Below are 24,927 nucleotides of genomic sequence, written 5' to 3' on the forward strand. Positions count from 1 at the left end.
ATATGGACGAGCTCATTCTTCTGCGCCACGGAGAGACCGAGTGGAGCCGCGACGGCCGGCACACCGGGCGTACCGATCTCCCGCTCACGCCCAAGGGTGAGGAGCAGGCCCGCGCGCTCGCGCCCGCGCTGAAGGACAAGAGCTTCTCGCTCGTCCTCGTCAGCCCCGCGCTCCGGGCCCGGCGTACGGCGGAGCTCGCCGGGATAACCGAGTACGAGCTCGACGCGAACCTCTGGGAGTGGGACTACGGAGGTTACGAGGGCATCACCACGCCCGACATCAGGAAGCGGCGTCCCGGCTGGTACCTGTGGCGCGACGGCGTGATCCCCGGCGACGCCGAGCATCCGGGCGAGTCCATCGAACAGGTCGCCGAGCGGGCCGACAAGGTGATCGCGCGGGTCCTCCAGGCCGAGGGCACCGTCGTCCTGGTCTCGCACGGGCACTTCCTGCGCGTCCTCACCGCCCGCTGGCTCGGCCTGCCCCCGCAGGACGGCCGCTGCTTCAAGCTCGACACCGGCACCATCTCCGTACTGGGCTTCGAGCATGAGGAGCACGCCGTCGCGCGCTGGAACGCGCCTGTATCGAGCTCCCCTCTCTAACGGCGCGCCCCTAGCGGAATGATCAGCGGGCGATCCAGTCCTGGAGCGCTCGCATCTCTGCGTCAGCAGAGGTCACCCATCCGCGTACCGACAACTCTGATAGTCATTGATCACATATTCCTGTTTACTCGTTCCCGGTTGCTTATATTTGATTATAAAGCATGTAGAAAACAGGGTAGCTCCTCCGAACATCGACCCCTTTTTCACCGTGGAAACAGCCACCATGCTCAAGGCGTCAGATGTGCGACTCGCATTCACAATGGCGATCTCCGCCACAAGATGGGAGGTTGCGGGCTCGCTTGAAGGATTGTTCTTGAGTTGAGCGCCGAATCTCGCTGCAAACACCTCGGCCGCGGATCGAGCGCTATTCCTGGCCGATGAGTTGGCTGTCCAGATATAACCGTGGGTGATGACCAGCAGTGCGACCATCGCGATGACGAGCAGGCTCACGACCACGACACTGTATCCACGCGTCGAATCCTCAAAGCTCTCCTCCATCACCTCCTCACCTTGCCCTCCAGTGTGAAATCCGAATCGTTTTCTTCAAGAGTATTGTGCAAGCCTCCCTCGGGAGGCTTGCACAATGGGCGCCACCTTGGTTTTACCAGCCGGTGTAATTCACCTCAATACTGGCCAGATGCTCCTGAAGTAGTTGTGCATAGGCTCTGGCGCCCTCAAGCTTGGGATAAAGTGACGTTCTGCTCGCACAGCTACCGCGGTCCGAAATACATCCATCCCAGAGGTCCCCGAAGTCCCCGGGACCTGTATTTGCCCAGACTATCGGGTGAACCCAATGATCGTCGGGAACCTGCTCACCCGGAGCGTTGCAGGCCCCGTGGTTGTGGAACTTGAGGATCGGATCGAAGAAAGACGCCTCCATCCATCCGGCCACCACCCAACCGCTCATCCCGCCCGATACTCCCGGCACCACAACGTTCCCGGATTGACCAACGAGAACACAGGTAACCGCCTTAGAGCGAGGACCCCTGCCATCCCAGCAAGGCCCTCGTCGCAAAGGGCGGCAGCGCCGGATTCACGGGGCCAGCCGCGACCCAGGGAAGGGGGCTAGGAGGGTTTCGCGCCAGGGGCCGTCGAGGAAGTTCCTCGCACGCTTTCCCCAGTCGAGTAGCCGCGGGTCGGCTTCGACCTCGTCGTCCAGGCCGAGCGCGGCGTCCCGGGCCCGCTGGGTCGCGAGGTGGTCGTCCAGGGACATGCCCCAGATCGTGACGACCTCGGTGTCGCAGAACAGCACCTCGTACAGGCCGACGAGCCGGTGGCCGTGGTCGGCGAGGACGGGCGCCCGCTCGTCCTTCACGGCGGCGAGGTAGTCGAGGGCCGCTCCCGGCCGCACCTGGGCGCTCTCGAACAGGTAGAACGGCGCCGCGTACCCCTCGGCGAGCAGGTCCGCGACGGCGGGGCTGCCGCCGGCGGCGCCGAGGGGGCGTGAGAGGGCCGAGAACCGCAGGTCGTCGATGTCGGACAGGAAGAGCCTGTCGTCGACGCCGTCGTAGATGTTCATCATCTGGCGCCAGCCGCCGTCCCAGCCGCCGTGGCAGTCCCACAGCGTGACGGCCTTGAACTGTTGGTGTCCGGTGATGCCCACCGCGTAGAAGGCCCCGACGAGGTCGATCTCCCGTGAACGGATGGACAGGCCCTTGGTCAGCTCGGGGCGGTCGAGCCGCTCGTCCTCCTTCTTGTACCTGGTCAGCCAGGTGAGGTACTCAAGCGGCTTGCGCGAGTTCATCGGCCGGAAGTCGACCTCTTCGATCAGATAGATCCCACGGCGCATCGAGACCTCCCCTAACCAAGCTAACGCTTGGTCGAAGACTAGCCTCGGCGCGGCAGCCGTACAAGAAGCCGTGAACGCACAGGACGATCAACGGAGGGACCGGAAGAGAAGACCTGCCGCCGGACCGGTCTCGCCAGGTCGGCCGGGCCGCGGCCTCAGGAGACCGGTCAGCCGGCGACGGCCTGAGGCTGGGGGCCCCGGCCGGTCAGCCATTCGAGGACCCTGTGGTGACCCCGGCGGGCGTCCTCGAAGTGACCCCAGCGCCAGTATCTCGGCTGGTCCCTGACTCCCGTCACCCATGTGCGGTAGGACACGGGACGGGCGCCGTCCTCCTCGGTGGAGGCCGCGGACGCGACGCCGTACGTACGGATCACGACGCGGCCCCCTGGTGCGAACAGCACGTCGTCGGCTACGGGATAGAGAGTCATCTGGTCCAGCATCACGGCCCCCACGAGAATCTCAGGAAGTGGACGGACCAAGTCTGCCGGATCGATGAACGACCCCGGTTACGCGATCAGCGCTCTCCGGTTAACCGGACTCGCGATATGTGAACAGGATGTTACGCGACCAGATTGTCGAACTCGCCGTCCTTGACGCCGAGCACGAGCGCCCGGATCTCGTCTCGGGTGTAGATGAGGGCTGGACCATCCGGGAAGCGCGAATTCCGGACGGCGACGCCCCCGTCGGGGAGTTTGGCAAGCTCGACGCAGTTACCCTGCGAGTTGCTGTGAACACTCTTTCGCCACGCGACGCCGGTTAGGCTCGTGGCCGGCATTCCGTTATACGGCTGGTTCATCTAGGTCTCTCTAAGTATGTCGCCGAGTATCTCGGCAGTGCCCCCGGGAGTTGTGCTCTCGATGCACAGCTGTTCCATGGCGGTGAGGTACGGATCGATGTCCTCACGTTTGTCCAGGTACAGGGCACCCCACAGCTGCTCGACGTAGACCACGTCCGACAGGTCGGACTCTGGAAAACGCAGGATGGTGAACGCTCCACCCTCGGCCGCATGCATGCCGAACTGGAACGGCATCACCTGCAATGTGATGGTCGGCAGGCTCGCGACCGCCATCAGGTGCTGCAGCTGCTCATACATGATCTCCTTGCCGCCGATGGGCCGCCTCAGCGCGGCCTCGTCGATGACAGCCCAGAGTTTCGGTCCGTCCTCACGGGTGAGACGTTCCTGCCGCTGCATGCGCAGATGCACACGACGCTCGATCTCCTCGTCCGTGACGTCCGGGTACCCGAGCCTGATTACCGTCCGGGCGTACGCGGCGGTCTGCAGGAGACCTGGTACGAACTGCACCTCGTAGGTGCGGATCACCGAGGCCGCCTCTTCCAGCCCGACGTACGTCGAGAACCATGTGGGAAGCAGGTCGCTGTATTTGTGCCACCATCCGGGAGTATTGGCCTCACGGACCATCTCGAGCAGCCCACGGCGGTCGGCGTCGTCGTTGACGCCGTAGAGCGTGAGCAGGTCCTCGACATCACGCGTCTTGAACCCGACCCGTCCGAGCTCCATCCGGCTGATCTTGGACTCCGAGGCGCGGATGTGGAATCCCGCGACCTCACGGGTTAGCCCGCGTTCCTCACGCAGCCTGCGTAGGCTGGCGCCCAACATGATGCGCCGAACCGTTGAGCCGGAACCAGGCGGGTCGATGGACACGTGCTTTCCTCCGGTTGTGGACTGGTTCACAGTCTGTCAAAGATCGCGCGTGAGGGCCCCCTTCGGTCTTACTCCCTTGGCCAACCGTAGCGGTTGCACGGGTCTTCTGCACGTGCATTCGCTCTTGCACCTGCACAGGAGTTTGCACCAAGATGATCTCGTGCACTCCACGGACCTGACACGTGGGCAAACCCAGTGGTCGGCCAACGATTGGTGGCCTCCCGCCGGCTGGTGGCCCAACCCAGCGCGCGACCTCACGCCCCCTGGAGCCGGCACGTCCAGTGCCACCTTCGTGCTCCCCCCACGGGCCGAATCCGTACATTCGGCCCGCAGCTTCGCCGCCGGATGCCTCCTCGGCTGGAGCATGGGCGACGTCGTGGAGGACATGGAGCTGATCGTGTCCGAGCTCGCCACCAACGCGCTCCGCCACGGCCTGGTGCTCGACTCCCGGAACCTCCGGCGAAGCGGCCGCGAGCCGATCCGCATGTCGATGATCCGCAGGGACTCCCTCGTGACCTGCGTCTTCGCCGACCCCGGCTCGGCGGCGCCCGTGCTGCGCCACCCCTCGCCACTGGAGCCCGGCGGCATGGGGCTGCACATCGTGGAGTCGATGAGCCTGCGATGGGGCTGGAACCCCCTGCTCCCGTACGGCAAGGTCGTCTGGGCCGTGCTCAAGAGCTGACCTCTCCGGCGAGGGCGACCCCGGATAGTGACCACCTGGTGAGGATGCCGTCACATCACCGAAGTCGCCAAGCTTTTCCGCGTTGGATGCCATACTCAAACAAATCGAACAGCTCGGCCGCGCCGTCGAAGGATCCTCGACGGGCGCGCCGGGCGGTTCGCGGAACACATACACATGACAAGCCGACTCACCTACAGCGGCAACGGCGCCGCGACGCCCGTGACGCGGCAGGCGGCCCTCCCCGGCCTGCCCGACGAGCTCGTCACGGATCCCCTGACGTGCCCTCCGGCCTCCCGACCTCCTGCGGGGTCAACTCGCAGCTGACTGGCCCCCAGAGCGCGCCCTGCTCGTACAGATCCGCGGAGAAGATGTTGATCTCGGGACTCATTGATTCCGGTTCTATTCTGCTACGTCGATCCCGTCAGGCGGGTGCTCTGCATTACGGTGGCTACTTGGTGACTCCCGCGAGACCTTCGAGAGACTGTGATGGATGATCACCTGCTCGACTGGTTGACGACCCTTGATGAAGAGCGGCTCTCCCGCGTCCTGGCCAACCGCCCGGACGCGATCGCCGCACCCTGGCCGCGCCGCCTCGACACGCTCGCACGGCGCCTGAGCGACAACTTCGCCGTCATGGAGGTCATGCGCGGGCTGCCCCTGCCCCCGCTGGAGATCCTGCAGGCGTCCCTGGTCATCGGCGAGCGCGCCACCGGTGACGAGCTCGCGCGCTTCCTCGGGGTGACCAGGGCCGAGGTCATGCCCTGGCTGGACGGCCTGTTCGACCACGCCCTCGCCTGGCCGGGGCCGGACGGCCGCCTCCACCTGGCCGAGGCCGTCGCCCGCTGGTGGACCGCCCCGTGCGGGCTCGGCGACCCCCTCGTCACCTACCTCGACTCCTGGACCCTGAACGCCGAGGGCCTGCGCCGCATGAGCCGCGCCCTCGGGCTGCCCGCCCAGGGCGGCAGGCGCCAGCTCATGACCCGCGTCACGGCGGTGCTCGGCGACGCCGACCGGCTGGCCGCCGTGCTGGCAGGCGCGCCTGACGGCACGGTGAGCCTGCTCGACGAGTTCGCGTGGGACGGGCCGGTGCGCGGGGTCGACGGCAACCGCTTCGTCTCCCCCGGCTCCCCCGAGAAGTGGGCGGCGGACCGCGGCCTGCTCTACCGCACCCAGTGGGACATCGCCGAGATGCCCCGCGAGGTCGCGCTCGCGCTGCGCGGCCCCGACTACCACCCTCCCTTCACCCCCGAGCCGCCCCAGCTCGGCACGGTGCCCGCCGACCCCGAGGCCGTCGACCACGCGCTGTGCCTGGCCGCGCCGCACGCCGTCGACCGGGCGGCCGCCCTGCTGGAGAACACCGACAAGATCCCGCTCCCCCTGCTCAAGGGTGGCGGCGTCGGGGTCCGCGAGGTGCGCCGGGTCATCAAGGAGACCGGCTGCACCGAGGAGGAGACCCGGCTGCTGCTGGAGGTCTGCGCCGTGGCGCGGCTGCTCGCCTGGGACGAGACGGCGGGCGGCCTGATCCCGACCAAGCGGTTCGACGCCTGGCGGCTGGAGGACGCCCCCGCGCGGCTGCGGGTGCTGCTCGCCGCGTGGTGGCGCATGGAGCGCTCGTCGCTGCGCCGCACCGCCGGCAGGTACCCGACGGTGCTCAGCGACGACCCGGCCGGGGAGACCGTGGCGCGCATCCGCTGGGCCGTGCTCGCCACGCTGGCCGCCCTGCCCCCGGACACGGCGTTCGCGAGCCTGCCCGAGCTCGTGCAGGCCGTGCACTGGCGGGCACCGCTGCTCGACGGGGAGCTTCTGGCGGAGTGCTGCCCCGCCATCCTCGCGGAGGCTCGGCTGCTCGGCCTCGTCACCTCCGACACGCTGACCGCTCTCGGGCGGGCGCTGGCGGCCCTCGGCTCGGCCGTGGCCGGTGACGAGCAGGACGAGACGGTGCCCGAGATCGAGCGCGATCCCGGCCTGGTGGAGTCCTCGGTGCACGCGCTCGCGGGCGCGCAGCGCACCGCGCTGTTCGGGGCCGACCTGACGGCCGTCGTGACCGGGCCTCCCGCCGCCGAGCTGTCGGGCCTGCTCGACCGCGCAGCCGAGCGCGAGTCGCAGGGCGCCGCGTCGGTGTGGCGGTTCACCGCCGCCAGCGTGCGCCGGGCCCTGGACGCGGGCTACTCCGCCGACTCGCTGCTGGAGGAGCTCCGTACGGCGGGCACCCTCCCGCAGCCGCTGACGTACCTCGTCAAGGACGTGGCGCGGCGGTACGGCGAGGTCACGGTCACCACGGTCGGCTGCATCATCCAGGGCTCCGACCCCGGGCTGCTGGCCGAGATCGCCGCGCACCGCCGCCTGGCCAAGCTCGGGCTGCGGCTGCTCGCGCCCACCGTGCTCGCCGGCTCCGCTCCGGCCGACCGCACGCTCGCCGCGCTGCGCGACGCCGGGTACGCCCCGGTGCCCGTGGACGACACCGGGGAGATCGCGATCAGGCGCGAGCCGCAGGGCGGGCGGCTGATTCTGCTGCCCGGCGGCCGGGTGGCCGAGCTGGAGGAGCCGCAGGCCCCCATCGCCGAGCCGCCTCCCGACCCCCGCGAGCACGCCAGGCGCCTGATGGAGACCCGTGAGCAGGAGCGCCACACCGGGCAGACCTGGGCGGTGATCGGGCGCATGGCGACCCGCCTGCCCACGGCGCAGCAGTCCCTGCTGGGGTTCGTCGTCGACCGGGGGGTGCGCGCGCTGATCACGCTGTCCGACGGGCTCACCGCGACGATCAGCCACGGCGAGCTGCGGCGCGGCGTGCTCGACGCCTGGTGCGAGGAGGCGGGCGACTACCTGGAGTTCCCCCTGGCAGAGATCTCCTCGGTGACGAGCGGCTAGCTTCACCGCCCAAGCCTGGATACGCCAGAGATCATTTCGTTAGGACCTCAAGGGCGAGAGGGCGCGCCGAGCCCGCTCGTCAGCGGTGCCGCCGAGGCGGTTGGCGGAGCATCGCGTCGCGAGATCGACGGCAAGGCGTGGTCCGTGACCTCGGGATGCTGATCGGCTGAGGAACGCCGGATGTGTGGTGAGTGTATGGAATTTCACAGACTCTCACGATAGGCCGGATGCGATGAAGTGGGCCCTGGCCGACCGTCTCCGGGTGTTCCTCCGCCCCGGCGGTGGCCATGTGTCGCCAGCCCATGTCCGGCTCACCGAAGCCGCCGTCGCTCCTTGGAGATATCCGTGAGTTTCACCGCCCGTACACTGCGCCGTGGCTTCGCCGCGACCGCCACGATCCTGGTGCTGGCCACCGGGACGGCGTGCGCGGGAAGCGAGGGAAAACCGTCCACCGCCGCACCGTCGCAGGCCGGGAGATCGGGCGACCCCTCGGGCGCCGACGGAGTCAAGTTCGCCGCGTGCATGCGGGACAACGGCGTCCCCGTCGACGATCCGAAGCCGGGTGAGCCGCCGCAGATTCCCGGGGGCACCCCGCAGAGCGCCTTGGACAAGGCGGAGAAGGCGTGCGGCAAGGCCCCCGCCGGTCAGGCGCAGAGTACCGGCGCGGACCCCAGCGTCAAGAACGACCCCGACGTCCAGGCGCTCCGTCTGAAGCTGGACAAGTGCCTGCGCGAGAACGGATTCGAGCCTCCCAAGCCTGATGCCAAGGGCAACGTGACCATGCGGTTCACCCCCGAGTACGAGGCGGCGATGAAGGCATGCAAGTCCGTGGACGATGAACTCGGCAAGAAGATCGACAAGCTCATGGAGGAGGGCGGCAGGAAGTGACCTACGTCGCGGAGCCCACCGAGAACGGGGAGAAACGTGGGCGGTGGCGCGGCGTGCTGACGGTTGTCGCGGTGGGTGTCGTGACCGTGGCGGTCACCGGCGGGGTGCTCTACGCCCGCGTGAGTCCGCCTGAGCGGCAGACGGTGAGCGAGCCGCTGCCGCCCGGCACGGAGAAGGTGGTGCGGGGCGATCTGGTCTCTGAGGTACGGGCCTTCGGCTCCCTTCAGTTCTCCGGTGCCCGCGGCGTCAAGAACCAGCTCTCGGGGATCACCACCTGGATGCCGCGGGCGAACAGCGTCATCGAACGCGGGGAACGCCTGTACGCGGTCGATGACATGCCGGTCGTCCTGTTGCATGGCGAGCTGCCCGCCTGGAGGGAGTTCAAGGCGGGGATGCAGGACGGCAAGGACGTCCGCATGCTGGAGGAGAATCTCGCGGTGCTCGGGTACGACGGCTTCACCGTCGATGACAAGTTCAGCGAGAAGACCGAGGCCGCGGTGAAGCGCTGGCAGAAGAACACCGGTCTGCCTCTGAGCGGAAGAATCGAATTGGGCCGGGTGGTGTTCACCCCCGGCGCGCTGCGGATCACGACCGTGACGGCGCGTCCCGGTGATCGGGTGGTGGCCGGCCTGGAAGTGCTGCGGGCCAGCGGTTCCGGGCAGCGGGTCTCGGCGGAGGTTCCGGCGGCCGAGCAGGATCTCGCGGTCAAGGGCGCGGGTGTGGAGGTCGAGTTGCCCGACGGCCGGCGGACGAAGGGGACCGTCTCCTCCGTCGGCACCCTGAAGACGAACAAGGACAACAAAAAGATCGTCCCGATCACCGTGAGACTCCGTTCGACGCAGCGTGTCAAGAAGTTCCAGAGTGCGGACGTCGTCGTGCTGCTGAGGAAAGTGGAGGCCGAGAACGTGTTCTCGGTGCCGGTCACGGCGCTTCTGCCGCTGTCCGGCGGCGGCTACGAGGTGCAGATCGTGGACGGCGGGAGGGTCCGCCGGGTGAAGGTGAAGACCGGCGTGTTCGCGAACGGACGGGCCGCGATCAGCGTTCCGGGCATCGCCGAGGGTATGCGGGTGGGGGTGCCGAAGCTGTGACCGCCGTCTTCCACGACGCTGCTGTCCTGCCTGCCGGTTCCCCCGAGCCCGTGGTGCGGCTGACCGGGGTGGGGCGTGCCTACGGCAGCGGCCCGCACCGGGTGCATGCCCTGCGGGATGTCACCGCGTCGATCGCGCCCGGCGAACTCGTCGCCGTCGCCGGTCCGTCCGGGTCGGGCAAGTCGACCCTGCTCAATCTCGTCGGTACCCTGGACCGGCCCACCTCCGGGCAGGTCGTCATCGACGGGCACGACGTGGCGCGGCTCGACGACCGGGGGCTGTCCTCGCTGCGCGCCCACCGGATCGGCTTCGTCTTCCAGCACTTCCATCTCGCCGAGGGCACCCGTGCCGTCGACAACGTCGCCGACGGACTGCTGTACACGGGCCTGCCTCGGCGCCGCCGCCTGGCGCGCGCCGAGGCGGCGCTGCACCGGGTCGGCCTGAGTCACCGGACAGGGCACCGGTCGCACCAGATGTCGGGCGGCGAGCGCCAGCGGGTGGCCATCGCCCGCGCCGTCGTAGGCGATCCGGCACTGCTGCTGGCCGACGAGCCAACCGGCGCACTGGACACCCGCTCGGGCGCCCTGGTGGTGGAGTTGCTTCGGGAACTGCACACGGCGGGTACCACGGTCGTGATCATCACTCATGACACCGAGCTGGCGGCGAGCCTGCCGCGCCATCTGCTCGTCCGCGACGGGCGGCTCGTCGAGGATGCCGGCGCCGGGGGCCCGGTCCGCGAGAGGACAGGGTGACCACGTGAGCCGCACGGACCTCCCGCCCTCGCGGCTGCGCGGCGGCGATCTTTTCCGGCTGGGCGCGAACGGGCTCCGGACGCGCCCGCTGCGGGCGGTGCTCTCCGCCGCCGGCATCGCCATCGGGATCGCCGCGATGATCGCCGTCATCGGGATCTCCACTTCCAGCCAGGCATATCTCGACGCCCAGCTGGAGAAGCTGGGTACCAATCTGCTGACCATCGCCCCCGGCCTCGACCCCGAGACGAGCCAGGAGATACCGCTTCCCGTAACCACCGTGGAGACGGTCGCCCGTACCGACCGTGTCGACTCCGTCAGCTCCATCGGAGAGATCAAAGAGGCGGCCGCCTACCGTAACGCGCGCGTGGACCGCGCGGAGACGAACGCGTTGTCGGTGTTCGCCGCCGACCGGAGGCTGCTGAGCACGCTGCGGGGCAAGGTGAGCCGGGGCGGCTGGCTGGACCGGGCGCCGGACCACTACCCAACGACGGTGCTCGGCCACCGGGCCGCGTACCGGCTCGGGGTGACAGGGCCGGGCGAGCAGGTGTGGCTCGCTGACCGCTACTTCACCGTTCTGGGCATCCTCGCCCCCGTGCCGCTCGCGCCGGAGCTGGATACGGCCGTCCTGGTGAACAGGAAGGCGGCCGAGCGGTACCTGGGCTTCGACGGTCACCCGACGACGGTGTACGAGCGCTCCGCCGACGAAGCCGTCGATTACGTCCGCGGGCTGCTGCCGCGGGCGGTCAACCCCGCCGGACCTCAACACGTAGTGGTCAGCCGGCCCTCGGACGCGCTGGCGGCGCGGCAGGCGGCCGAGGAGTCGTTCACCGGGCTGCTCGTCGGTCTCGGGGGCGTGGCGCTGCTCGTCGGCGGCATCGGGGTGGCCAACACCATGGTCATCACGGTCATCGAGCGGCGGAGGGAGATCGGTCTGCGCCGTGCGCTCGGTGCCGCTCGCCGGCACATCACCCGTCAGTTCCTCGTGGAGGCGTTGCTGCTGTCCATGCTGGGCGGTGCGGGCGGGGCCGCGCTGGGCGTGGCCGTCACCGCCGGATACGCTCTCAGCCAGGGCTGGCCCACGGCGATCCCGCTCGTGGCACCCGTCGGCGGGATCGCGGCGACGGTCGTGATCGGCGCTCTCGCCGGGCTGTACCCGGCGCTGCGGGCGGCGCGTACGCCCCCGACTGTGGCATTGGCCGCACCATGACCCCCGGATCGTCGGCCGCTTATCTCCGCCGTAGGCCGCCCGGGTGTCCACTGAGTAGCGGCCACCGGCCGTACAAATCGGACCGGCGAGAAGCGGGAGGGCGAACACGTGCGCGTGCTGGTTGTAGAGGACGAGCCGTTCATGGCGGAGGCACTGCAGGCGGGGCTGCGCCGGGAGGCCATGGCCGTCGATCTGGCGTTCGACGGCGAGTCCGCCCTGGAGCGGCTGGCCTGCCACGACTACGACGTGGTGGTCCTGGACCGTGACCTGCCCGGGGTCCACGGCGACGAGGTGTGCCGCCGGCTGGCCGACCAGTACCGCTCGGTGCGCGTCCTGATGCTGACGGCCGCCTCCTCGCTGGACGACCGGGTCGACGGGCTACGGCTGGGCGCGGACGACTATCTCCCGAAGCCATTCGATTTCCCGGAGCTGGTGGCCCGGCTGCATGCCCTCCACCGCCGGGCGGGAACCCCGCCACCGCCGGTACTGGAGTGCGCTGACCTGCGGCTCGACCCGTACCGCCGCGAGGTGTACCGGGACGGGCGGTATCTGCGGCTGACTCGCAAGGAGTTCGCCGTACTCCACGTGCTGATGGCCGCGCAGGGCGGCGTCGTCAGCGCGGAGACACTGCTGGAGAAGGCATGGGACGAGCACGCGGACCCGTTCACCAACGCCGTCCGCATCGCCATCTCCGCGCTGCGCCGCAAGCTCGGTGAACCGGCCCTGCTGCACACCATGACCGGGGTCGGCTACTACCTGGCGCCGGCGCCGTGAGCGCCGGTCGGCCCCGGGTCACCATCCGCACCCGGCTGACCCTCACCTACGGCGGACTCTTCGCGGCGGCCGGCGCGGCCATGATCGGCCTGCTGTACGTCTTCATGAAATACGTTCCGGTCTACAGCGAGAACCTGACCACAGGCCGTCCCGATCAGCGGGACGGGACACCTACCGGCCTTCCGTCCATACGGATGACCCCGCACCCCGACAGTATGAGTCTGACCTGGTCGCCTGACTGCGAAGCCTCCTCCCCCGGCGGCGTGGCCGCGTTCTTCGACCGCGTGGGCGCATTCTTCGACCGCGTGACCTCGCCCTCCGACGGCACATCCTCGGTGGCCCACTGCATGTCCCCGTCCGGTGGCGTGACCTCGCTACAGGTCTCCACCAAGGCCGACTTCCTCGAAGCGCTGCTGGTCTTCAGTGCCATGGCCCTCCTGATCCTGCTGGTGATGGCGGTGGTCCTCGGGTGGTTCGTGGCGGGCCGGATGCTGGCGCCGCTCCAGCGGATCACCACGGCCGCCCGGGGTATCGCCGGTTCCACACTGCACGAGCGCATCGCACTGGCCGGGCCGAAGGACGAGATCAGGGAACTCGCGGACACGTTCGACGGGATGCTGGAGCGCCTCCACAAGGCGTTCCAGGCACAGAATCGGTTCGCGGCGAACGCCTCGCACGAGTTGCGGACGCCGCTGGCGGGCATGCGGACGGTCCTCCAGGTGGCGCTCGCGGCTCCGCACGCGTACCGGCTGGAGGACCTGGGGCCCAAGCTGCTCACCCTCAACCGGCGCTCCACCGAGATCACCGAGGCGCTCCTGACCCTGGCACGGGCCGACCACGGCGCGGTCGTGGAGGAGGACGTCAGGCTGGGCGTCCTGGTGCAGGAGATGTGCGCTCAGACGAAGGCGCAGGCGGAGCGGGCCGGGGTCACCCTCACCGCATCAGGCGACCAGGGGCGCCTCCGGGGCGACAGGGTGCTGCTTCGGCAGCTGGTCGTCAACCTGGTCGACAACGCAGTCCGGCACAACCACCGCGGCGGGTCCGTGACCGTACGCGTGGACGAGCGGCCGGACGGCGACGTGCGGCTCGTGGTGCGTAACACCGGGCGGAAACTGAGCCGGACCGAGGCCGACCGGGCTTTCGAACCGTTCCACCGTCTCGACACCCGGCAGGCGAGCCGGTCCGACCGTCCGTCCGGGCACGGCCTCGGCCTGGCGATCGTGGAGTCGATCGTGCGTGCCCACGGCGGGACCCTGCGGGCGGAGCCGCCGCGGGACGGCGGGCTGGAGATCACGGTGACACTGCCGACGGCCGGTCCCTGAGCCAGCCTCTCTAGGGGATGAGCGTGAGCGTGTTCACCGCGTCCTTCCGTACGGCCGCCTCGGTCTGGCGCATCGGGGTCGAAGCCCCGTCCGCCCAGATGGGCGCCTGGTCGTCGTAGTTCGCGTGGAAGGCGTGCCCGGAGGCGCCGGTCAGGTTGGCCCAGCGTGAGCGGTCGAGGTCGGCGAGGTCCACGACCATCCGCATCGACGGCACCCAGTTGACCTCGTAGCCCTCGGTGGCGTCCCAGCCGGTGGCGTCGACCGCGTCCTTGCCCCCGGCCAGCTTCAGCGGGCCCCGGTTGAACAGCCACTCGATCGGGCCGATGCCGGAGGTCCCGAAGGTCTCGTTGGTCAGTTCCAGGGTGTGCAGGTCGCCCCAGTGCCAGTCCGCGGGCAGATCCCCCAGCGCGGCCCTGAGCTCCTTGGTGGCGTCGGTCATCGCCGCGCGGAGCACGTCGTCGCGGTTCTCCACCCTGTCCTTGGTGCGGACGTCGTCCCACCAGGGGTCGGTGGGCTTGTCGAGGAGCGAGCGCACCACCTCGTACCAGCGGTCGCCGCCGCCCGCGCGGCCGCCTTCCGGCAGTTCGTCGTCAAAGGCGCGTTCGAGCAGGTGGCTCCAGACGGCGTTGAAGTAGGCGGCCCCGGAGGAGTCTCGGCTCTGGGTGAAGTCCCATGCCGAGAGCAGGTCCTTGATCTCGCCGCCGCCGTCGAGGGGGATGCCCGCCCGCAGCAGGTACGGCACGAGCACGGGCGCCAGCGTGTTGGACGAGTCCATCTGGATGTCCCGCATCGTGTCGGCCGAGACCTTGCCCTTGGCCGTCGCCTCCTTGATCCGGTCCACGATGCGCTGGGAGCGGTAGCCGTAGGACCAGTCGGAGGTCAGGAACCGGCTGTAGGACGGGCCGATGGCCGCGTTGTTGGCGGTGGCGATGAACCCCTCCGGCGGGTTGTACGCCATGGGCAGCTCTTCGAAGGGGATGAACCCGGTCCACTCCTCGTCGCCGGTCCATCCCTTCGCGGGCCACTGGCCGTCGCCCTTGGACCTGACGGGGATCCGGCCGGGAGCCTGATAGCCGATGTTGCCGTCTACATCCGCATAAATCATGTTCTGGGCGGGGGCCTCGAAGTACGACGCCGCCTTCCTGAACTGGTCGAAGTTCGAGGCCGTGTCCAGCAGGAGCAGGGCGTCGGCCGTACGGCCCGGGTCGAGCGCGGTCCAGCGGAGAGCGACCTCCACGTCGTGCCCGCCGGCCGCGAGCCTGCCGGTCTCCCCCGCCTGCTTCCCCGTACCCGGCTCCCCGGCGTTTCCGGCCGCGCCGGGCAGCGCGTCCCCGGCACTGGCGAGCACACCGGAGATGATCGGCCCGTGCCCGGTCGACCGCACGGTCAGCCTCTCGGACGGCCGCCCGGCGACCTTGATCTCCTCGGTGCGGGTCTCCATGGGCAGCCACTCGCCCTTGGCCTCGTAGGTCTCCCCCTTGGTGCGCTCCAGGTAGAGGTCGGTGACGTCGGGGCCGAGGTTGGTGAAGCCCCAGGCGACCCGGTCGTTGTGCCCGATCACGACGCCGGGGAGACCGGAGAAGGTGTAGCCGACGACGTCGTAGGGGCACGCGGCGGACTTCACCCGGCAGTGCAGCCCGGCCTGGTACCAGATGGACGGAATGCGCGGCCCGAGATGTGGGTCGTTGGCCAGCAGGGGCTTGCCCGTGTCGGTGTGCGCGCCGCCCACGACCCAGGAGTTCGAGCCGATCCCCGCGCGGTCCGCCCCGGCCGTGCCGAGCAGGGAGGGCACGGCCCGCAGCGTACGCGACACCTCCGCGAGGGCCCGCGACGACACCGTGGCCCGCGTCTCCCCCTCGGAGGCCTTCGCCGCGGCCTTGGGATCGAACCCGCCGTCCCGTACGGCTCCCGCCGTGACGATCGGCTGGTGCCTGTCGAACGGGTAGGCCGGGAACAGCTCCTTGACCCGGTCCACGGGCACCGCGGAGGCGTCGATGGCGCGCTCCAGCTCGTCGTCCATGTTGGAGCGCAGGTCCCAGGCCATCGCCTTGAGCCATGCCAGCGAGTCGGCGGGGGTCCACGGCTCCGGTGTGTAGGAGCCGTTGGTCAGCTTGAGCACGGCGTATTCGAGACTCCGGTCGGCGAAGCCCTGATGCTGCCCCATCCAGGCGTTGACGCCCGCCGCGTACTCGTCCAGGGCCTGGCGCGTGCCGGGGCCGAGCAGGCCGACCTCCTTCTCCGCCGTCCGCCGCCAGCCGAGCGTGCGCACCACCTTGTCCACGTCGAGCGTGGACGTGCCGAACAGCTCCGACAGGCGGCCCGCGGTGGTCTTGCGGCGGAAGTCCATCTCCCAGAACCGGTCCTGGGCGTGGACGTAACCCTGTGCCCTGAACAGGTCCTTCGGGTCGTCCGCGTAGATCTGCGGGATGCCGTGGCGGTCACGCAGGACGGTCACCTTCGCGCTCAGGCCGGGGAGCCGGAGCTCGCCGTCGAGCTGCGGGAAGGACCTTCGTACCGTCCAGACGCCCACCCCGGCGAGGAGGAGCGCCAGCACCAGGACGGCGGTGAGGATGCGTGCCCCCCATCGAAACGGACGGGAAAACCGGGCAAAGGGGGCAATCCTCAAGATTCACGGACCTTTCACGACATGTGCGCATCACAGTATCGACCCTGCGCTATGTGCGATTGATTACCGAGAGGCCGCTGTTTGACAACCGTCCAAGGCCCCGGTGCTGCGGTAGTCACGGCATGCTCCACGAATCCGCCCCCAGACGGAGGTGGTGGGTGACCGACCACCGCACGATCTTCGCGCGACTGGTGCTCCCCGGGTCTGAGCGCTCTGGTCAGTCGTCCAGGCCTGGCATGGAGTCCAGGTGGCGCTCCAGGGCGTCGAGGCGGCTCGCCCACATGCGGCGGTACGGCTCCAGCCACTCGTGCACCTCCGCGAGCGGCTCGGGGCGGAGCTCGTAGACGCGCCGCTGGGCGTCAGGGCGCATCCGGACGAGACCCGCCTCGCGGAGCACCTTGAGATGCTTGGAGGTGCCGGGCTGGGTCAGCCCGAGCTCCTCGACCAGCTCGCCCACGGCCCTCGGCCGCTCGAGCAGCAGGTCGAGGATGCGGCGGCGGTGGGGTTCGGCCAGCACGGCGAAGGCGGTAGCCATGGAACGATGATAACTCCCATGGCATATAGCCACAAGGAAATAAACGCGCACCGTCGCGGCGGTGGGAGACCGGCCTCGCCGGCGGCCGACGGCCGGCCTCAGGTGGTCAGGGGGCGGCCTGAGGTGGTCAGGGGGCGGCCTTGCGGGCGACTCCGCCGACCAGCCAGGCCTTCTCCGGACGGTGGACGTTCAGGGGGTTGTCCGGGCGCCACTGCCGTATGTAGACCAGCCCGGGATCGACCAGCTCCATGCCTTCGAAGAAGCCCGCGACCTGGGCGCGCGTGCGGCCGGCGCCCTCCGTGCGGCCGAGCACCCGATGGTAGACGTCCACGATCGGCCCCGCCGCCTCGGGGCGGGAGTCGAAGACCGCGTGAATGACGACCAGGTGGCTGCCGACCGGCATCAGGTCGCGCAGCTCCGCCACGCGCTTGAAGGGGTCGTCCACGTCGGGGATGAACTGCAGCGCGCTGATGACCACGACGGCGAAGGGCCGATCGACGTCGATCACCCGCCGCAGGCCGGGGTCCGCGAGCAGCTCGGCGGGGTGGAGGATGTCGCCCTCGACGACACCGGTGCGCTCGTCGGTGGCGAGCAGCGCCCGCGAGTGCGAGAGCACGACCGGATCGGTGGACACGTACACCACCCGCGCGTCGGGCGTCAGCGACTGGGCGACCTGGTGGGTGTTCTGCTGGCCGGGGATCCCGGCTCCGACGTTGACGAACTGCGTGACGCCCTGCTCCACGAGATAGTGGATCACCCGGCCCTGGAAGGCCTGGCTCTCCCTCGCCATGGTGCGGATCTCGGGGGCCACGGCCAGGATCTGCTCGGCCGCCTCGCGGTCGGCGGCGAAGTTGTCCTTGCCGTCGAGGAAGTAATTGGCGATGCGGGCGTAGTTCGGGGCGCTGGTGTCCAGACCCGCCGGTGCCCGCCTGGTCTCGTCAGTCACGCTTCAACCCCTCAGCCGCGCGCGGGATCACGGGCGACGTAACGGCCGAGGTATGGCGATAAACCATCAAGACCACCGCAAACACCCGAATCCATCACAGGCAACCAACATATCCATATTACGGTCTTACGACCCGGCAACTCTCCGGTTGATAGATAACTTTCTTACCGAAAATCGGGGCATAGCGGACAAAACCCATAAATCGGGTCGCATTCGGGCCGTCAGGAGAGCTTCAAAGAGGTGAACCGGGTCTCGAAGCCCTCGCCCATGGGAGCCGCGCACATGATGCCCGCCAGGGCCGGGACCGACGGCGGGAAGTAGGCGAGGCGCAGCATGGTGAGGGGCTCCGCGCCGTCGAGCCCGTACTTCACGATCACGGTGTCGCCCTCGCGCGCCAGCTCCAGGCTCACCGACTCGACCGGGCCGGAGACCGGCAGGATGGACCAGTCGGAGAAGTCCCTGGTCACCACGGCGCTGATGTTGATCTTCCCGTCGACGTACTCGACGCCCGCCTTGATCCAGTTCTTCTCGTCCACGCGGAGCATGGCGCCCGCCTGGTCGTACTGCTCGGCGTAGGACGCCCGGAAGGTCGTGGTCACGCGCAGGTCGCCGGGCACGACCTTGCCGAACATGTGGGCGGTGTCGTAGGTGTACCCGTAATGGGTGACCCGCCAGGCGTCGGTGCGCGCGTCGGCGGTGACCCGGAGATCATCACCCGCCGACCACTTCGCGGGCTCGTTGACCCACTGCCATTCGCTGAAGTCCTCGGTCATCATGCCTCCTTGCGGCCACCCTACAGATCATGTCAATGGGAGCGCTCCCAGCTCACGGGACCGGACGAAGTCGCGTCACTGTGCCCCCCGCGGCCGAATAAGCTGCGAAGGTGGCTGACCCGAAATTCGAGATCCAGATGCTCCATGATCGCGTCATGGTCAAGGTCGAGCCGGAGTCCGAGGAGCGCCGCAGCTCGGCGGGCATCGTCATCCCGGCCACCGTCACCATGGCGAACCGGCTGGTGTGGGGCGAGGTGTGCGGCGTCGGCGCCAACGCCCGGCTGGTCAAGGTGGGCGACAAGGTGCTGTTCAACTCCGAGGACCAATACGAGGTCGAGGTCCACGGCCAGGTCTACCTCGTCATGCGCGAGCGCGACCTGCACGCCCTGGCCACCCCGCAGTCCGAGCAGGGCACCGGCCTGTACCTCTGACGGCTTCCGCGCCGCCCCTCCGCCCGCGCCGTGATCGCCGGGTAGCGTGGCCGTTGCCGAGGGGAAGGACCGGAGGGGCCGATGCCGGACATCACGCCGTTGCTCCATGGAGACCCGCACGAGGCCGGCGGATACCGGCTGGAGGGACGCCTCGGCGCGGGCGGGCAGGGTGTCGTGTACCTCGGGCGCAAGGCCGGGGGCGAGCCGGTCGCGGTCAAGCTGCTCCGCGCCGGTCTGACGGCCGACGACGAGACCCGCCACCGCTTCGCCCGCGAGATCGCCGCCGCGCGCCGGGTCGCGCCGTTCTGCGTGGCCCAGGTGCTCGACGCCGACCCGGACGCCGCCCAGCCCTACATCGTCACCGAGTACGTCCCGGGGCCCTCGCTGGAACGGGCCGGGGTCCGCTCCGGGCCCGACCTGCACCGCCTGGCGGTCGCGACCGCCACGGCGCTCGCCGCGGTGCACGAGGCCGGCATCGTCCACCGCGACTTCAAGCCGGCGAACGTCCTGCTCGGCCCGGACGGTCCCCGGGTGATCGACTTCGGCATCGCGCGGGCGTTCGAGGGCTCGGCGACGCTCAGCAGCCGCATCGTCGGCACCCCCGCGTACATGGCGCCCGAGCAGCTCGCGGGGGCGGCGATCGGCCCGGCCGCCGACGTGTTCGCCTGGGGCGGCGTGATCGTGTACGCGGCGGGCGGGCGCCCGCCGTTCGGGGAGGACGCCCTGCCCGCGGTGATGAACCGCATCCTCACCGCGCCGCCCGACCTCGGGCCGCTCACCGAGCCTCTGCGGTCGATCGTGGCCGACGCGCTCGCCAAGGACCCTGCCGCCCGGCCCACGATGATCGACATCCACCTCCGCCTGCTCGGCCGGGTCGTCCCCGTCGCCGGACCGCCCCCGGCCCTCGCTCCCCTGACACCGGCACCCGCGGCGACGGCACCCGTGGCGCCTCGCCCGCGCCGGCGAGGGGTGCTGCTCGGCGTGAGCCTTGCGGTGCTGGCGGCCGGGGTCACGGCGGCAGTGCTCGTCCCTGCCGTCGGCGGGAACGCCAGGGGCGTCACCGCCACGACCACCGGCCCCTCGGCGCCGTCCGGCACGCCGCCCCCGGTCCCCTCCCCCACCGCGACGCCCGCCGCCGCGACTCCCGACGGATCGACCGCGACGCCGCCCGGGCCCACCGGGTCGACCACGACGTCGCCCGCTCCCACTGAGCCGGGCACCACTCCCCGGGCTTCGAGCGGGGCCGCCGCCTTCCCCGCGGGGTTCACGGGAGTGTGGCGCGGCCGGGTGAAGTACGACCCCGGAGCCACCGACTCCCTCGTCCTGACGGTCAGGGACGGCGCCACGACGGTCACCGAGGCGTTCCTCGAATACCGCTGCACGGGCGCCTCGAAGCTCGTGCGGGTCAACGGGGACACCGCGACGCTCAAGCGGGTGAGCATGCGCGGCAACTGCGTGCGCAACGGCACGATCACCCTCACCCTCGGCGCGGACGGCAGGCTGGAGTTCGCGTACTCGGGCCACGGGGAGAACGAAGCGAGCCGCGAGGTGTACTTCACCATGTACGCCAAGCTGAAGCGGGACTCCTAGGAACCTCGGCCCCGGGAGTCCCGCCCGTTTCGATTCAGCCCAGCGGGTTAAGGCAGTTGATCCGCCCGTGTGCGGACGAGGGGTCCAGCTCGTTGAGCACCATCTTCTGGACCACGGGGTCGACGATCACGCCCACGTGGGCGCTGAGGTCGAACGGGCACGCGTCCTGGAGCAGCAGGTTCCGCACCCCCGCTCCCCGGAGGTACGCCGAGGTGTACGGGGTGACCACCTCGTCGAACCTGGTGGTGATCACCGAGTAGTCCACGCCCGGCACCGTGTCGCCGCCGGAGTTGAGGTTCGCCAGGAAGGCCGAGCCGGCGATCTGCTGGCCGCAGGCGGGGCAGGCGTCGGTGACGGGGCCGGTGAGCCCGAGCAGGTTGCCGAGCGCGACCAGGCCGCTGAGACCGGTGCCGTGGTTGGAGGGCACGATGCCGACCAGCCTGCGCACCTTGGCAGCGCCGCCGAGGAACTTGAGGTAGTAGCGCGGCATCATGCCGCCCTGGGAGTGGCCGACGATGTCCACCTCGGGCGTCTGGGTCGCCGCGAGCACCCGGTCGACGAAGGCCGAGAGCTGGTCGGCCGAGCGGGCGATGTCCCCGGTGCCCTGGATGAGGGCGTCCTGCGTGCCTCCGTAGTTGAGCGCGAAGACGCAGTAGCCGTTCCTCTTCAGCACGGGCGCGATCTTCAGCCAGTTCAGGGCCATGTTCTCGAAGGTCCCGTGGACGAGCACCACCGGACGCGGATGGGCTGCCGAGGGCCTGCACGTCCAGTCGTTCGCCCCCGCCGGGGAGGTCTCGGCGTGCGCGGTGCCGGTGAACGCCGAGGAGAGCAGCACTGCCCCGACCAATGCCGAGACGACGACTCGCAAACGCATGACTTTCCTGCCTTCCAGCCATTAACAGCCTGTTTCGGCTGAATGCCAGAAAAGTTAAGCGAGTCGCGAGTGAATAACATTGTCCCGGGCAATGAAAGGTACCCGGCGCCGTATCACATGAATGACAAAACAGCATGTCAGGCATGCCGAAGAGAACTCACCTACATACCCGTGCAGCCCTTTTCAGCGCTGTACGGACCGCGCGGCCAGAGCCCTGGCGCGGAGTGCTATTTCCAGCTCGAAACGGTCGTTCGGCGCCTTGAGCTGGTCGCTGAACAGTTCCGTCGCCTGCCGGAGCCGGTAACGCACCGTCTGCGGATGGATGTGCAGCCGTGACGCCACCTCGTTGGCGTTGTAGCCGCTCTGCAGCCACGCCAGCAGCGTCTCGGCGATGCGGTCGCGCTGTGCGGGGCGCAGCTCGCGCAGCGGCGCCAGCCTCACGCGCCTCATCACCCTGATCAGCGCCTCATCCCTGAAGATGATGAGTGTGGACAGGTGGTCGGCGCAGCGGACGACCTGGTCACACGCCAGCACCCCCCGGCGGGCCAGCGCGAGCGCCTCGCGCGCCAGGCGCAGCGACTGCGCCGCCTCGTTCACCGGCACCGGCGGGCCGAGGACGACGTACCAGTCCCTCAGCGCGACGTCGAGGATCCTCGTGCGGCCGGGGCCCTCGGGGTCGGGCACAACGAGGCAAGGGTCGGACCGGTCGAGATCGGCCAGGACGTCCGGCGGGAGGGCGGGCCTGGCGCCGGCGCCAGGCGACCGGGCGGCCATCGCGACCCCGGCGGCGGTCCTCGGCACCGCCCACCGCACCGCCCTGGCCAGGTCCTCCACGGCCCGGGGGTCGGCGGGCGGGTCGGACACCAGCAGGTCGAGCAGGCGACGGCGGCGCAGCTCCAGCTCACCCGCGACCTTGACCTGCGCCTCGGCGTACCCCTCGGCCGCGGCGGCGGCGATCTCGTCCAGGTACACGAGGATCACCTCGCCCACCTCGCACAGACGCTGCCGCGAGAGGTTCAGCCTCTCGGACTCCAGGGCGAGGCGCCGCCAGGCCACCCGGGCGCAGATGCGCAGCGCCGCCTGGAGCGAGTCGAGCGGGCGGCCCTCGTTGGCCTCGCCCTTGCCGATCGCGCGGTAGACCTCCAGCAGCCTGCCCCTGCCGGCGCCGTTCTCGGCCGCCCGGTCGAGGAACTGCTTGAGCGCCTCCTCCACCGCCCGCCGCACGGCCCTGACGTACTTCTCGTCGCCCGGCCTTGAGTACTCGGGCACGCTCGCCTGGATGTCGCCGATCATCTCCTCGGTGAGATCGGCGAGGTGGGCCCGGATGACGTCCGCGAACTCGCGGGGCACAGAGGACGGCGCGGGTGCCGCGACGGCGCTCACACGCGTCCCTGGATGGCGCTCACCTGATGCACCTCTTGTCCGGTGAGGATCTCTGATGCCGGACGTTACTCCGAAGACGCGAGGTTATTTATGCTTTCCCTCACATTTCTCGGACAGTTGACGCGCACTCAGGTGACAAAGCGTCATCCGGCTCACCAAGAAAATCGCGGCTCACACCGGGCCGGAACCGCCGTTCGGTCACGTCACGAACTGGCGGGCCTCTTCAATGAGGTCGATGCCGAGGCTGACCCTGATCATGAACCACACGATCACGGCGGCGGCGGCCAGCGTCACGGCCCCCACCAGGATGCGCACGGGCCACCCCTGGCGTTTGAGCCACTCGGTCCAGCTCGACAGGGTCCTCTTGGCGAACTCCAGCAGCCGGTGGGCCCACGCGAACTCGGTCGCGAGCACGGCGAGGCCGGCGAACACGATCAGCCATCCGGGGCCGGGCAGCGGCACCAGGATCAGGCCGCCGATCACCAGCGCGGCCCCCACCACGCCGATGACGACCTTCAGCGTCAGGCGGCCCGTGCGCGTCGCGCGCACCCCTTCGAGCCAGCCCTTGAAACCTTCGGCGTTCGAGCCCTCGGAGGCGCCGCCGCGCCTGTCGTCGGTCACGGCCACAGTGCACCCCCCGGTCGGACCCCCATGTCCTTGTCCACAATAGGTGGGCCCCTCCATGCTCACCTCCTACCGGGGGCAGAACTCGCCGTACGACTCCAGGCGGAGGCCGTCCGGGCGTGGCGGCGGCTCCCACCTGCGGGTTTTCGGACGGTCATCCGCCCGCGCCGGTCCTGGCCGATGACTCGCGCAGTTCGGAGGAGTCGGCACGGCGGGAAAGGTTGGGTCTTCTCAACGGTCATATGGCGGGTTATCAAAAGCCGTAGAGGCCGTGTGATTCCAGACACTCCATCCTCAACCACTCTCGCCGGGACACCGGCGTCGCGGTCATGTGTGCCAGTCCAAGCCCCGAACGGATGGAGGACGACATGAGTCGGTTACGAAGAGTGATGCTACGGATGCTCTGCATCACGGCCGTGCTCGCAGGCGGGCTCACCTCGGTGAGCACCAGCGCGCAGGCGGCTGTGCCCAATCGCTGGGGATTCGCGTACGTCAACACCACCTCGGGTGTCCCGGACCCGAACCACCAGGCGGGAAGCTGGCTGCCGGGGCCCACCGTCACGGTCACCCCCGGCGGCGTCGGCCAGACGTTCGTGAGGTTCCCGTCGATCGGCATCCCGAGCGGCGGCATCGTGCACGTCACTGCGGTGTCCCAGACCGCCATGTGGTGCCAGGTCCAGAAGTGGTTCCAGTCCGGGACCGACGAGATCGTGGCGGTGCAGTGCTACAAGTACGGCGGAGGCCCGGTCTTCACGCCGTACACCATCGTCTTCTCCGAGAGCACCGGGCCCGTACCGCTTCCCCAGGCGTTCGCCTACGTGAACTGGAACGGCGCCGCCATCGCCTCGTCGTTCAACTCGGCCCTCGCCCCGAACCTCGTCACTCCGACCGGCGTCGGCGTGTGGACCGTCGACCTGCAGGGCATCGGCTCCACGGGACAGACGGGCAACATCCAGGTCACGGCCGTCGACCCGAGCGTGCCGGCCCGCTGCAAGATCGGCGCCTGGTCGCCGTACACGGGCGGGCAGAAGATCCAGGTGCGGTGCCACAACGCGACGAACGTCCCGCTCAACACCGGGTGGAACCTCACCTACCACCGCGAGCGGGCGATCACCGGGGCGGCGATCCCGCCGAAGAACTTCGCCTACACCTACGACAACGTCCCCGCCAACCCCGGGCCGTACGTGCCGGTGCCGGCGGCGATCAACTACAACTCGCAGGGCTCCTTCAACGACATCCAGACCGCCGGAGTCGGCTTCCGCCTCGTGACCTTCCACAAGGTCGGCGTGCTCCAGGACGACGTGCAGGTCACGGCCTTCGGGCCCGGGCCGGAGTACTGCAACCTGCTCACCCTGTGGAACACCTCGGGCAACGAGGCGTTCGTGCGCGACATCGTCTGCTACAACGCCGTCACCCCGCTGAACCAGCCGTCGATGTCCACCTACGTCTCCGCGTTCTGACCCGCGTACCTCCGTCCGTCCCGGCGGGCAGGTGACGGGCCCGGTGCCTGGAT

General features: G+C 69.6%; 24 protein-coding genes. 12 read left to right on the forward strand and 12 right to left on the reverse strand.

Going from position 1 to position 24,927, the window contains the following annotated elements; translation table 11 throughout:
* The first annotated feature begins 2 nt into the window (after positions 1-2).
* Positions 3-599 (forward strand): histidine phosphatase family protein, encoded by a 597-nt coding sequence (locus OG589_RS23350; RefSeq protein ID WP_405139470.1) that lies wholly within the window; start codon positions 3-5, stop codon positions 597-599.
* A 72-nt stretch (positions 600-671) separates the two neighbouring features.
* Here the strand turns inward: OG589_RS23350 and OG589_RS23355 are convergent, their stop codons facing one another.
* The 5 genes from OG589_RS23355 to OG589_RS23375 all read right to left on the reverse strand — a co-directional run bounded on the left by OG589_RS23355 (position 672) and on the right by OG589_RS23375 (position 4,006).
* Positions 672-1,100 (reverse strand): hypothetical protein, encoded by a 429-nt coding sequence (locus tag OG589_RS23355; protein ID WP_405139472.1) that lies wholly within the window; start codon positions 1,098-1,100, stop codon positions 672-674.
* 532 nt (positions 1,101-1,632) lie between these two features.
* Positions 1,633-2,388, reverse strand: a complete 756-nt coding sequence (locus tag OG589_RS23360) for a hypothetical protein (protein WP_405139474.1) — start codon at positions 2,386-2,388, stop codon at positions 1,633-1,635.
* Positions 2,389-2,555: 167 nt separating this feature from the next.
* Positions 2,556-2,816 (reverse strand): hypothetical protein, encoded by a 261-nt coding sequence (locus OG589_RS23365; protein WP_405139476.1) that lies wholly within the window; start codon positions 2,814-2,816, stop codon positions 2,556-2,558.
* 131 nt (positions 2,817-2,947) lie between these two features.
* Complete coding sequence (locus OG589_RS23370; RefSeq protein ID WP_114033524.1) at positions 2,948-3,184, reverse strand: DUF397 domain-containing protein; 237 nt, start codon at positions 3,182-3,184, stop codon at positions 2,948-2,950.
* Positions 3,185-4,006: a helix-turn-helix domain-containing protein gene (locus OG589_RS23375; RefSeq protein WP_405152104.1), complete on the reverse strand. Its 822-nt coding sequence runs from the start codon at positions 4,004-4,006 to the stop codon at positions 3,185-3,187.
* Positions 4,007-4,343: 337 nt separating this feature from the next.
* Here OG589_RS23375 and OG589_RS23380 point away from each other — a divergent pair, with 337 nt between their 5' ends.
* The 8 genes from OG589_RS23380 to OG589_RS23415 all read left to right on the forward strand — a co-directional run bounded on the left by OG589_RS23380 (position 4,344) and on the right by OG589_RS23415 (position 13,632).
* Positions 4,344-4,733 (forward strand): ATP-binding protein, encoded by a 390-nt coding sequence (locus tag OG589_RS23380; RefSeq protein ID WP_405139478.1) that lies wholly within the window; start codon positions 4,344-4,346, stop codon positions 4,731-4,733.
* 486 nt (positions 4,734-5,219) lie between these two features.
* Positions 5,220-7,601 carry a helicase-associated domain-containing protein gene (locus tag OG589_RS23385; protein WP_405139480.1) on the forward strand — a complete coding sequence of 794 codons (2,382 nt, stop codon included), beginning with the start codon at positions 5,220-5,222 and terminating at the stop codon, positions 7,599-7,601.
* Positions 7,602-7,946: 345 nt separating this feature from the next.
* Positions 7,947-8,489, forward strand: a complete 543-nt coding sequence (locus tag OG589_RS23390; RefSeq protein ID WP_405139482.1) for a hypothetical protein — start codon at positions 7,947-7,949, stop codon at positions 8,487-8,489.
* Entirely contained in the window at positions 8,486-9,577 is a 1,092-nt protein-coding gene (locus OG589_RS23395; protein WP_405139484.1) for a peptidoglycan-binding protein, read from the forward strand. The genes OG589_RS23390 and OG589_RS23395 overlap by 4 nt, the downstream gene beginning before the upstream one ends.
* Entirely contained in the window at positions 9,574-10,329 is a 756-nt protein-coding gene (locus tag OG589_RS23400) for an ABC transporter ATP-binding protein (protein WP_405139486.1), read from the forward strand. Before OG589_RS23395 ends, OG589_RS23400 begins: the two co-directional genes overlap by 4 nt.
* 4 nt (positions 10,330-10,333) lie before the next feature.
* Positions 10,334-11,536, forward strand: coding sequence for an ABC transporter permease (locus OG589_RS23405; RefSeq protein ID WP_405139488.1), 1,203 nt, complete (start codon positions 10,334-10,336; stop codon positions 11,534-11,536).
* Positions 11,537-11,644: 108 nt separating this feature from the next.
* Positions 11,645-12,310, forward strand: coding sequence for a response regulator transcription factor (locus OG589_RS23410; protein WP_405139490.1), 666 nt, complete (start codon positions 11,645-11,647; stop codon positions 12,308-12,310).
* Positions 12,307-13,632: a sensor histidine kinase gene (locus tag OG589_RS23415; RefSeq protein WP_405139492.1), complete on the forward strand. Its 1,326-nt coding sequence runs from the start codon at positions 12,307-12,309 to the stop codon at positions 13,630-13,632. The genes OG589_RS23410 and OG589_RS23415 overlap by 4 nt, the downstream gene beginning before the upstream one ends.
* A gap of 10 nt (positions 13,633-13,642) precedes the next feature.
* Here OG589_RS23415 and OG589_RS23420 read toward each other — a convergent pair whose 3' ends face one another.
* From OG589_RS23420 to OG589_RS23435, 4 genes are all read right to left on the reverse strand, one after another.
* Positions 13,643-16,186, reverse strand: a complete 2,544-nt coding sequence (locus OG589_RS23420) for a penicillin acylase family protein (RefSeq protein WP_405139494.1) — start codon at positions 16,184-16,186, stop codon at positions 13,643-13,645.
* Between the two features lie 289 nt (positions 16,187-16,475).
* Complete coding sequence (locus OG589_RS23425) at positions 16,476-16,793, reverse strand: ArsR/SmtB family transcription factor (protein WP_405139496.1); 318 nt, start codon at positions 16,791-16,793, stop codon at positions 16,476-16,478.
* A gap of 127 nt (positions 16,794-16,920) precedes the next feature.
* Positions 16,921-17,739, reverse strand: a complete 819-nt coding sequence (locus OG589_RS23430; RefSeq protein WP_405139498.1) for an SAM-dependent methyltransferase — start codon at positions 17,737-17,739, stop codon at positions 16,921-16,923.
* Positions 17,740-17,960: 221 nt separating this feature from the next.
* The gene (locus OG589_RS23435) at positions 17,961-18,515 is read right to left on the reverse strand and encodes a DUF1349 domain-containing protein (protein ID WP_405139500.1); all 555 of its coding nucleotides are present in this window, start codon (positions 18,513-18,515) and stop codon (positions 17,961-17,963) included.
* 107 nt (positions 18,516-18,622) lie between these two features.
* Here OG589_RS23435 and OG589_RS23440 point away from each other — a divergent pair, with 107 nt between their 5' ends.
* The gene (locus tag OG589_RS23440; RefSeq protein ID WP_358553256.1) at positions 18,623-18,943 is read left to right on the forward strand and encodes a co-chaperone GroES; all 321 of its coding nucleotides are present in this window, start codon (positions 18,623-18,625) and stop codon (positions 18,941-18,943) included.
* Between the two features lie 81 nt (positions 18,944-19,024).
* Complete coding sequence (locus OG589_RS23445; protein WP_405139502.1) at positions 19,025-20,533, forward strand: protein kinase domain-containing protein; 1,509 nt, start codon at positions 19,025-19,027, stop codon at positions 20,531-20,533.
* 34 nt (positions 20,534-20,567) lie between these two features.
* Here the strand turns inward: OG589_RS23445 and OG589_RS23450 are convergent, their stop codons facing one another.
* From OG589_RS23450 to OG589_RS23460, 3 genes are all read right to left on the reverse strand, one after another.
* A complete protein-coding gene (locus OG589_RS23450; RefSeq protein ID WP_405139504.1) occupies positions 20,568-21,407 on the reverse strand; it encodes an esterase/lipase family protein in 840 nt (279 codons plus the stop codon).
* Positions 21,408-21,590: 183 nt separating this feature from the next.
* Positions 21,591-22,790: a PucR family transcriptional regulator gene (locus OG589_RS23455; RefSeq protein ID WP_405139506.1), complete on the reverse strand. Its 1,200-nt coding sequence runs from the start codon at positions 22,788-22,790 to the stop codon at positions 21,591-21,593.
* Positions 22,791-22,988: 198 nt separating this feature from the next.
* A complete protein-coding gene (locus tag OG589_RS23460; RefSeq protein ID WP_405139508.1) occupies positions 22,989-23,411 on the reverse strand; it encodes a TIGR02611 family protein in 423 nt (140 codons plus the stop codon).
* A 371-nt stretch (positions 23,412-23,782) separates the two neighbouring features.
* On the opposite strand from OG589_RS23460, the gene OG589_RS23465 reads away from it, so the two are divergent.
* Entirely contained in the window at positions 23,783-24,874 is a 1,092-nt protein-coding gene (locus OG589_RS23465; protein ID WP_405139510.1) for a hypothetical protein, read from the forward strand.
* Positions 24,875-24,927: the final 53 nt, after the last annotated feature.

The organism is Sphaerisporangium sp. NBC_01403, assembly GCF_045040145.1.
GTDB lineage: Bacteria > Actinomycetota > Actinomycetes > Streptosporangiales > Streptosporangiaceae > Sphaerisporangium > Sphaerisporangium viridialbum.

Bases quoted from the DNA above. Each gene is read 5' to 3' on its own strand.
- OG589_RS23370 (WP_114033524.1), bottom strand. From the start codon at position 3,184: ATGAACCAGCCGTATAACGGAATGCCGGCCACGAGCCTAACCGGCGTC.
- OG589_RS23445 (WP_405139502.1), top strand. From the start codon at position 19,025: ATGCCGGACATCACGCCGTTGCTCCATGGAGACCCGCACGAGGCCGGC.
- OG589_RS23450 (WP_405139504.1), bottom strand. From the start codon at position 21,407: ATGCGTTTGCGAGTCGTCGTCTCGGCATTGGTCGGGGCAGTGCTGCTC.
- OG589_RS23385 (WP_405139480.1), top strand. From the start codon at position 5,220: ATGGATGATCACCTGCTCGACTGGTTGACGACCCTTGATGAAGAGCGG.
- OG589_RS23365 (WP_405139476.1), bottom strand. From the start codon at position 2,816: ATGACTCTCTATCCCGTAGCCGACGACGTGCTGTTCGCACCAGGGGGC.
- OG589_RS23360 (WP_405139474.1), bottom strand. From the start codon at position 2,388: ATGCGCCGTGGGATCTATCTGATCGAAGAGGTCGACTTCCGGCCGATG.
- OG589_RS23435 (WP_405139500.1), bottom strand. From the start codon at position 18,515: ATGATGACCGAGGACTTCAGCGAATGGCAGTGGGTCAACGAGCCCGCG.
- OG589_RS23375 (WP_405152104.1), bottom strand. From the start codon at position 4,006: ATGTTGGGCGCCAGCCTACGCAGGCTGCGTGAGGAACGCGGGCTAACC.
- OG589_RS23350 (WP_405139470.1), top strand. From the start codon at position 3: ATGGACGAGCTCATTCTTCTGCGCCACGGAGAGACCGAGTGGAGCCGC.
- OG589_RS23465 (WP_405139510.1), top strand. From the start codon at position 23,783: ATGAGTCGGTTACGAAGAGTGATGCTACGGATGCTCTGCATCACGGCC.
- OG589_RS23425 (WP_405139496.1), bottom strand. From the start codon at position 16,793: ATGGCTACCGCCTTCGCCGTGCTGGCCGAACCCCACCGCCGCCGCATC.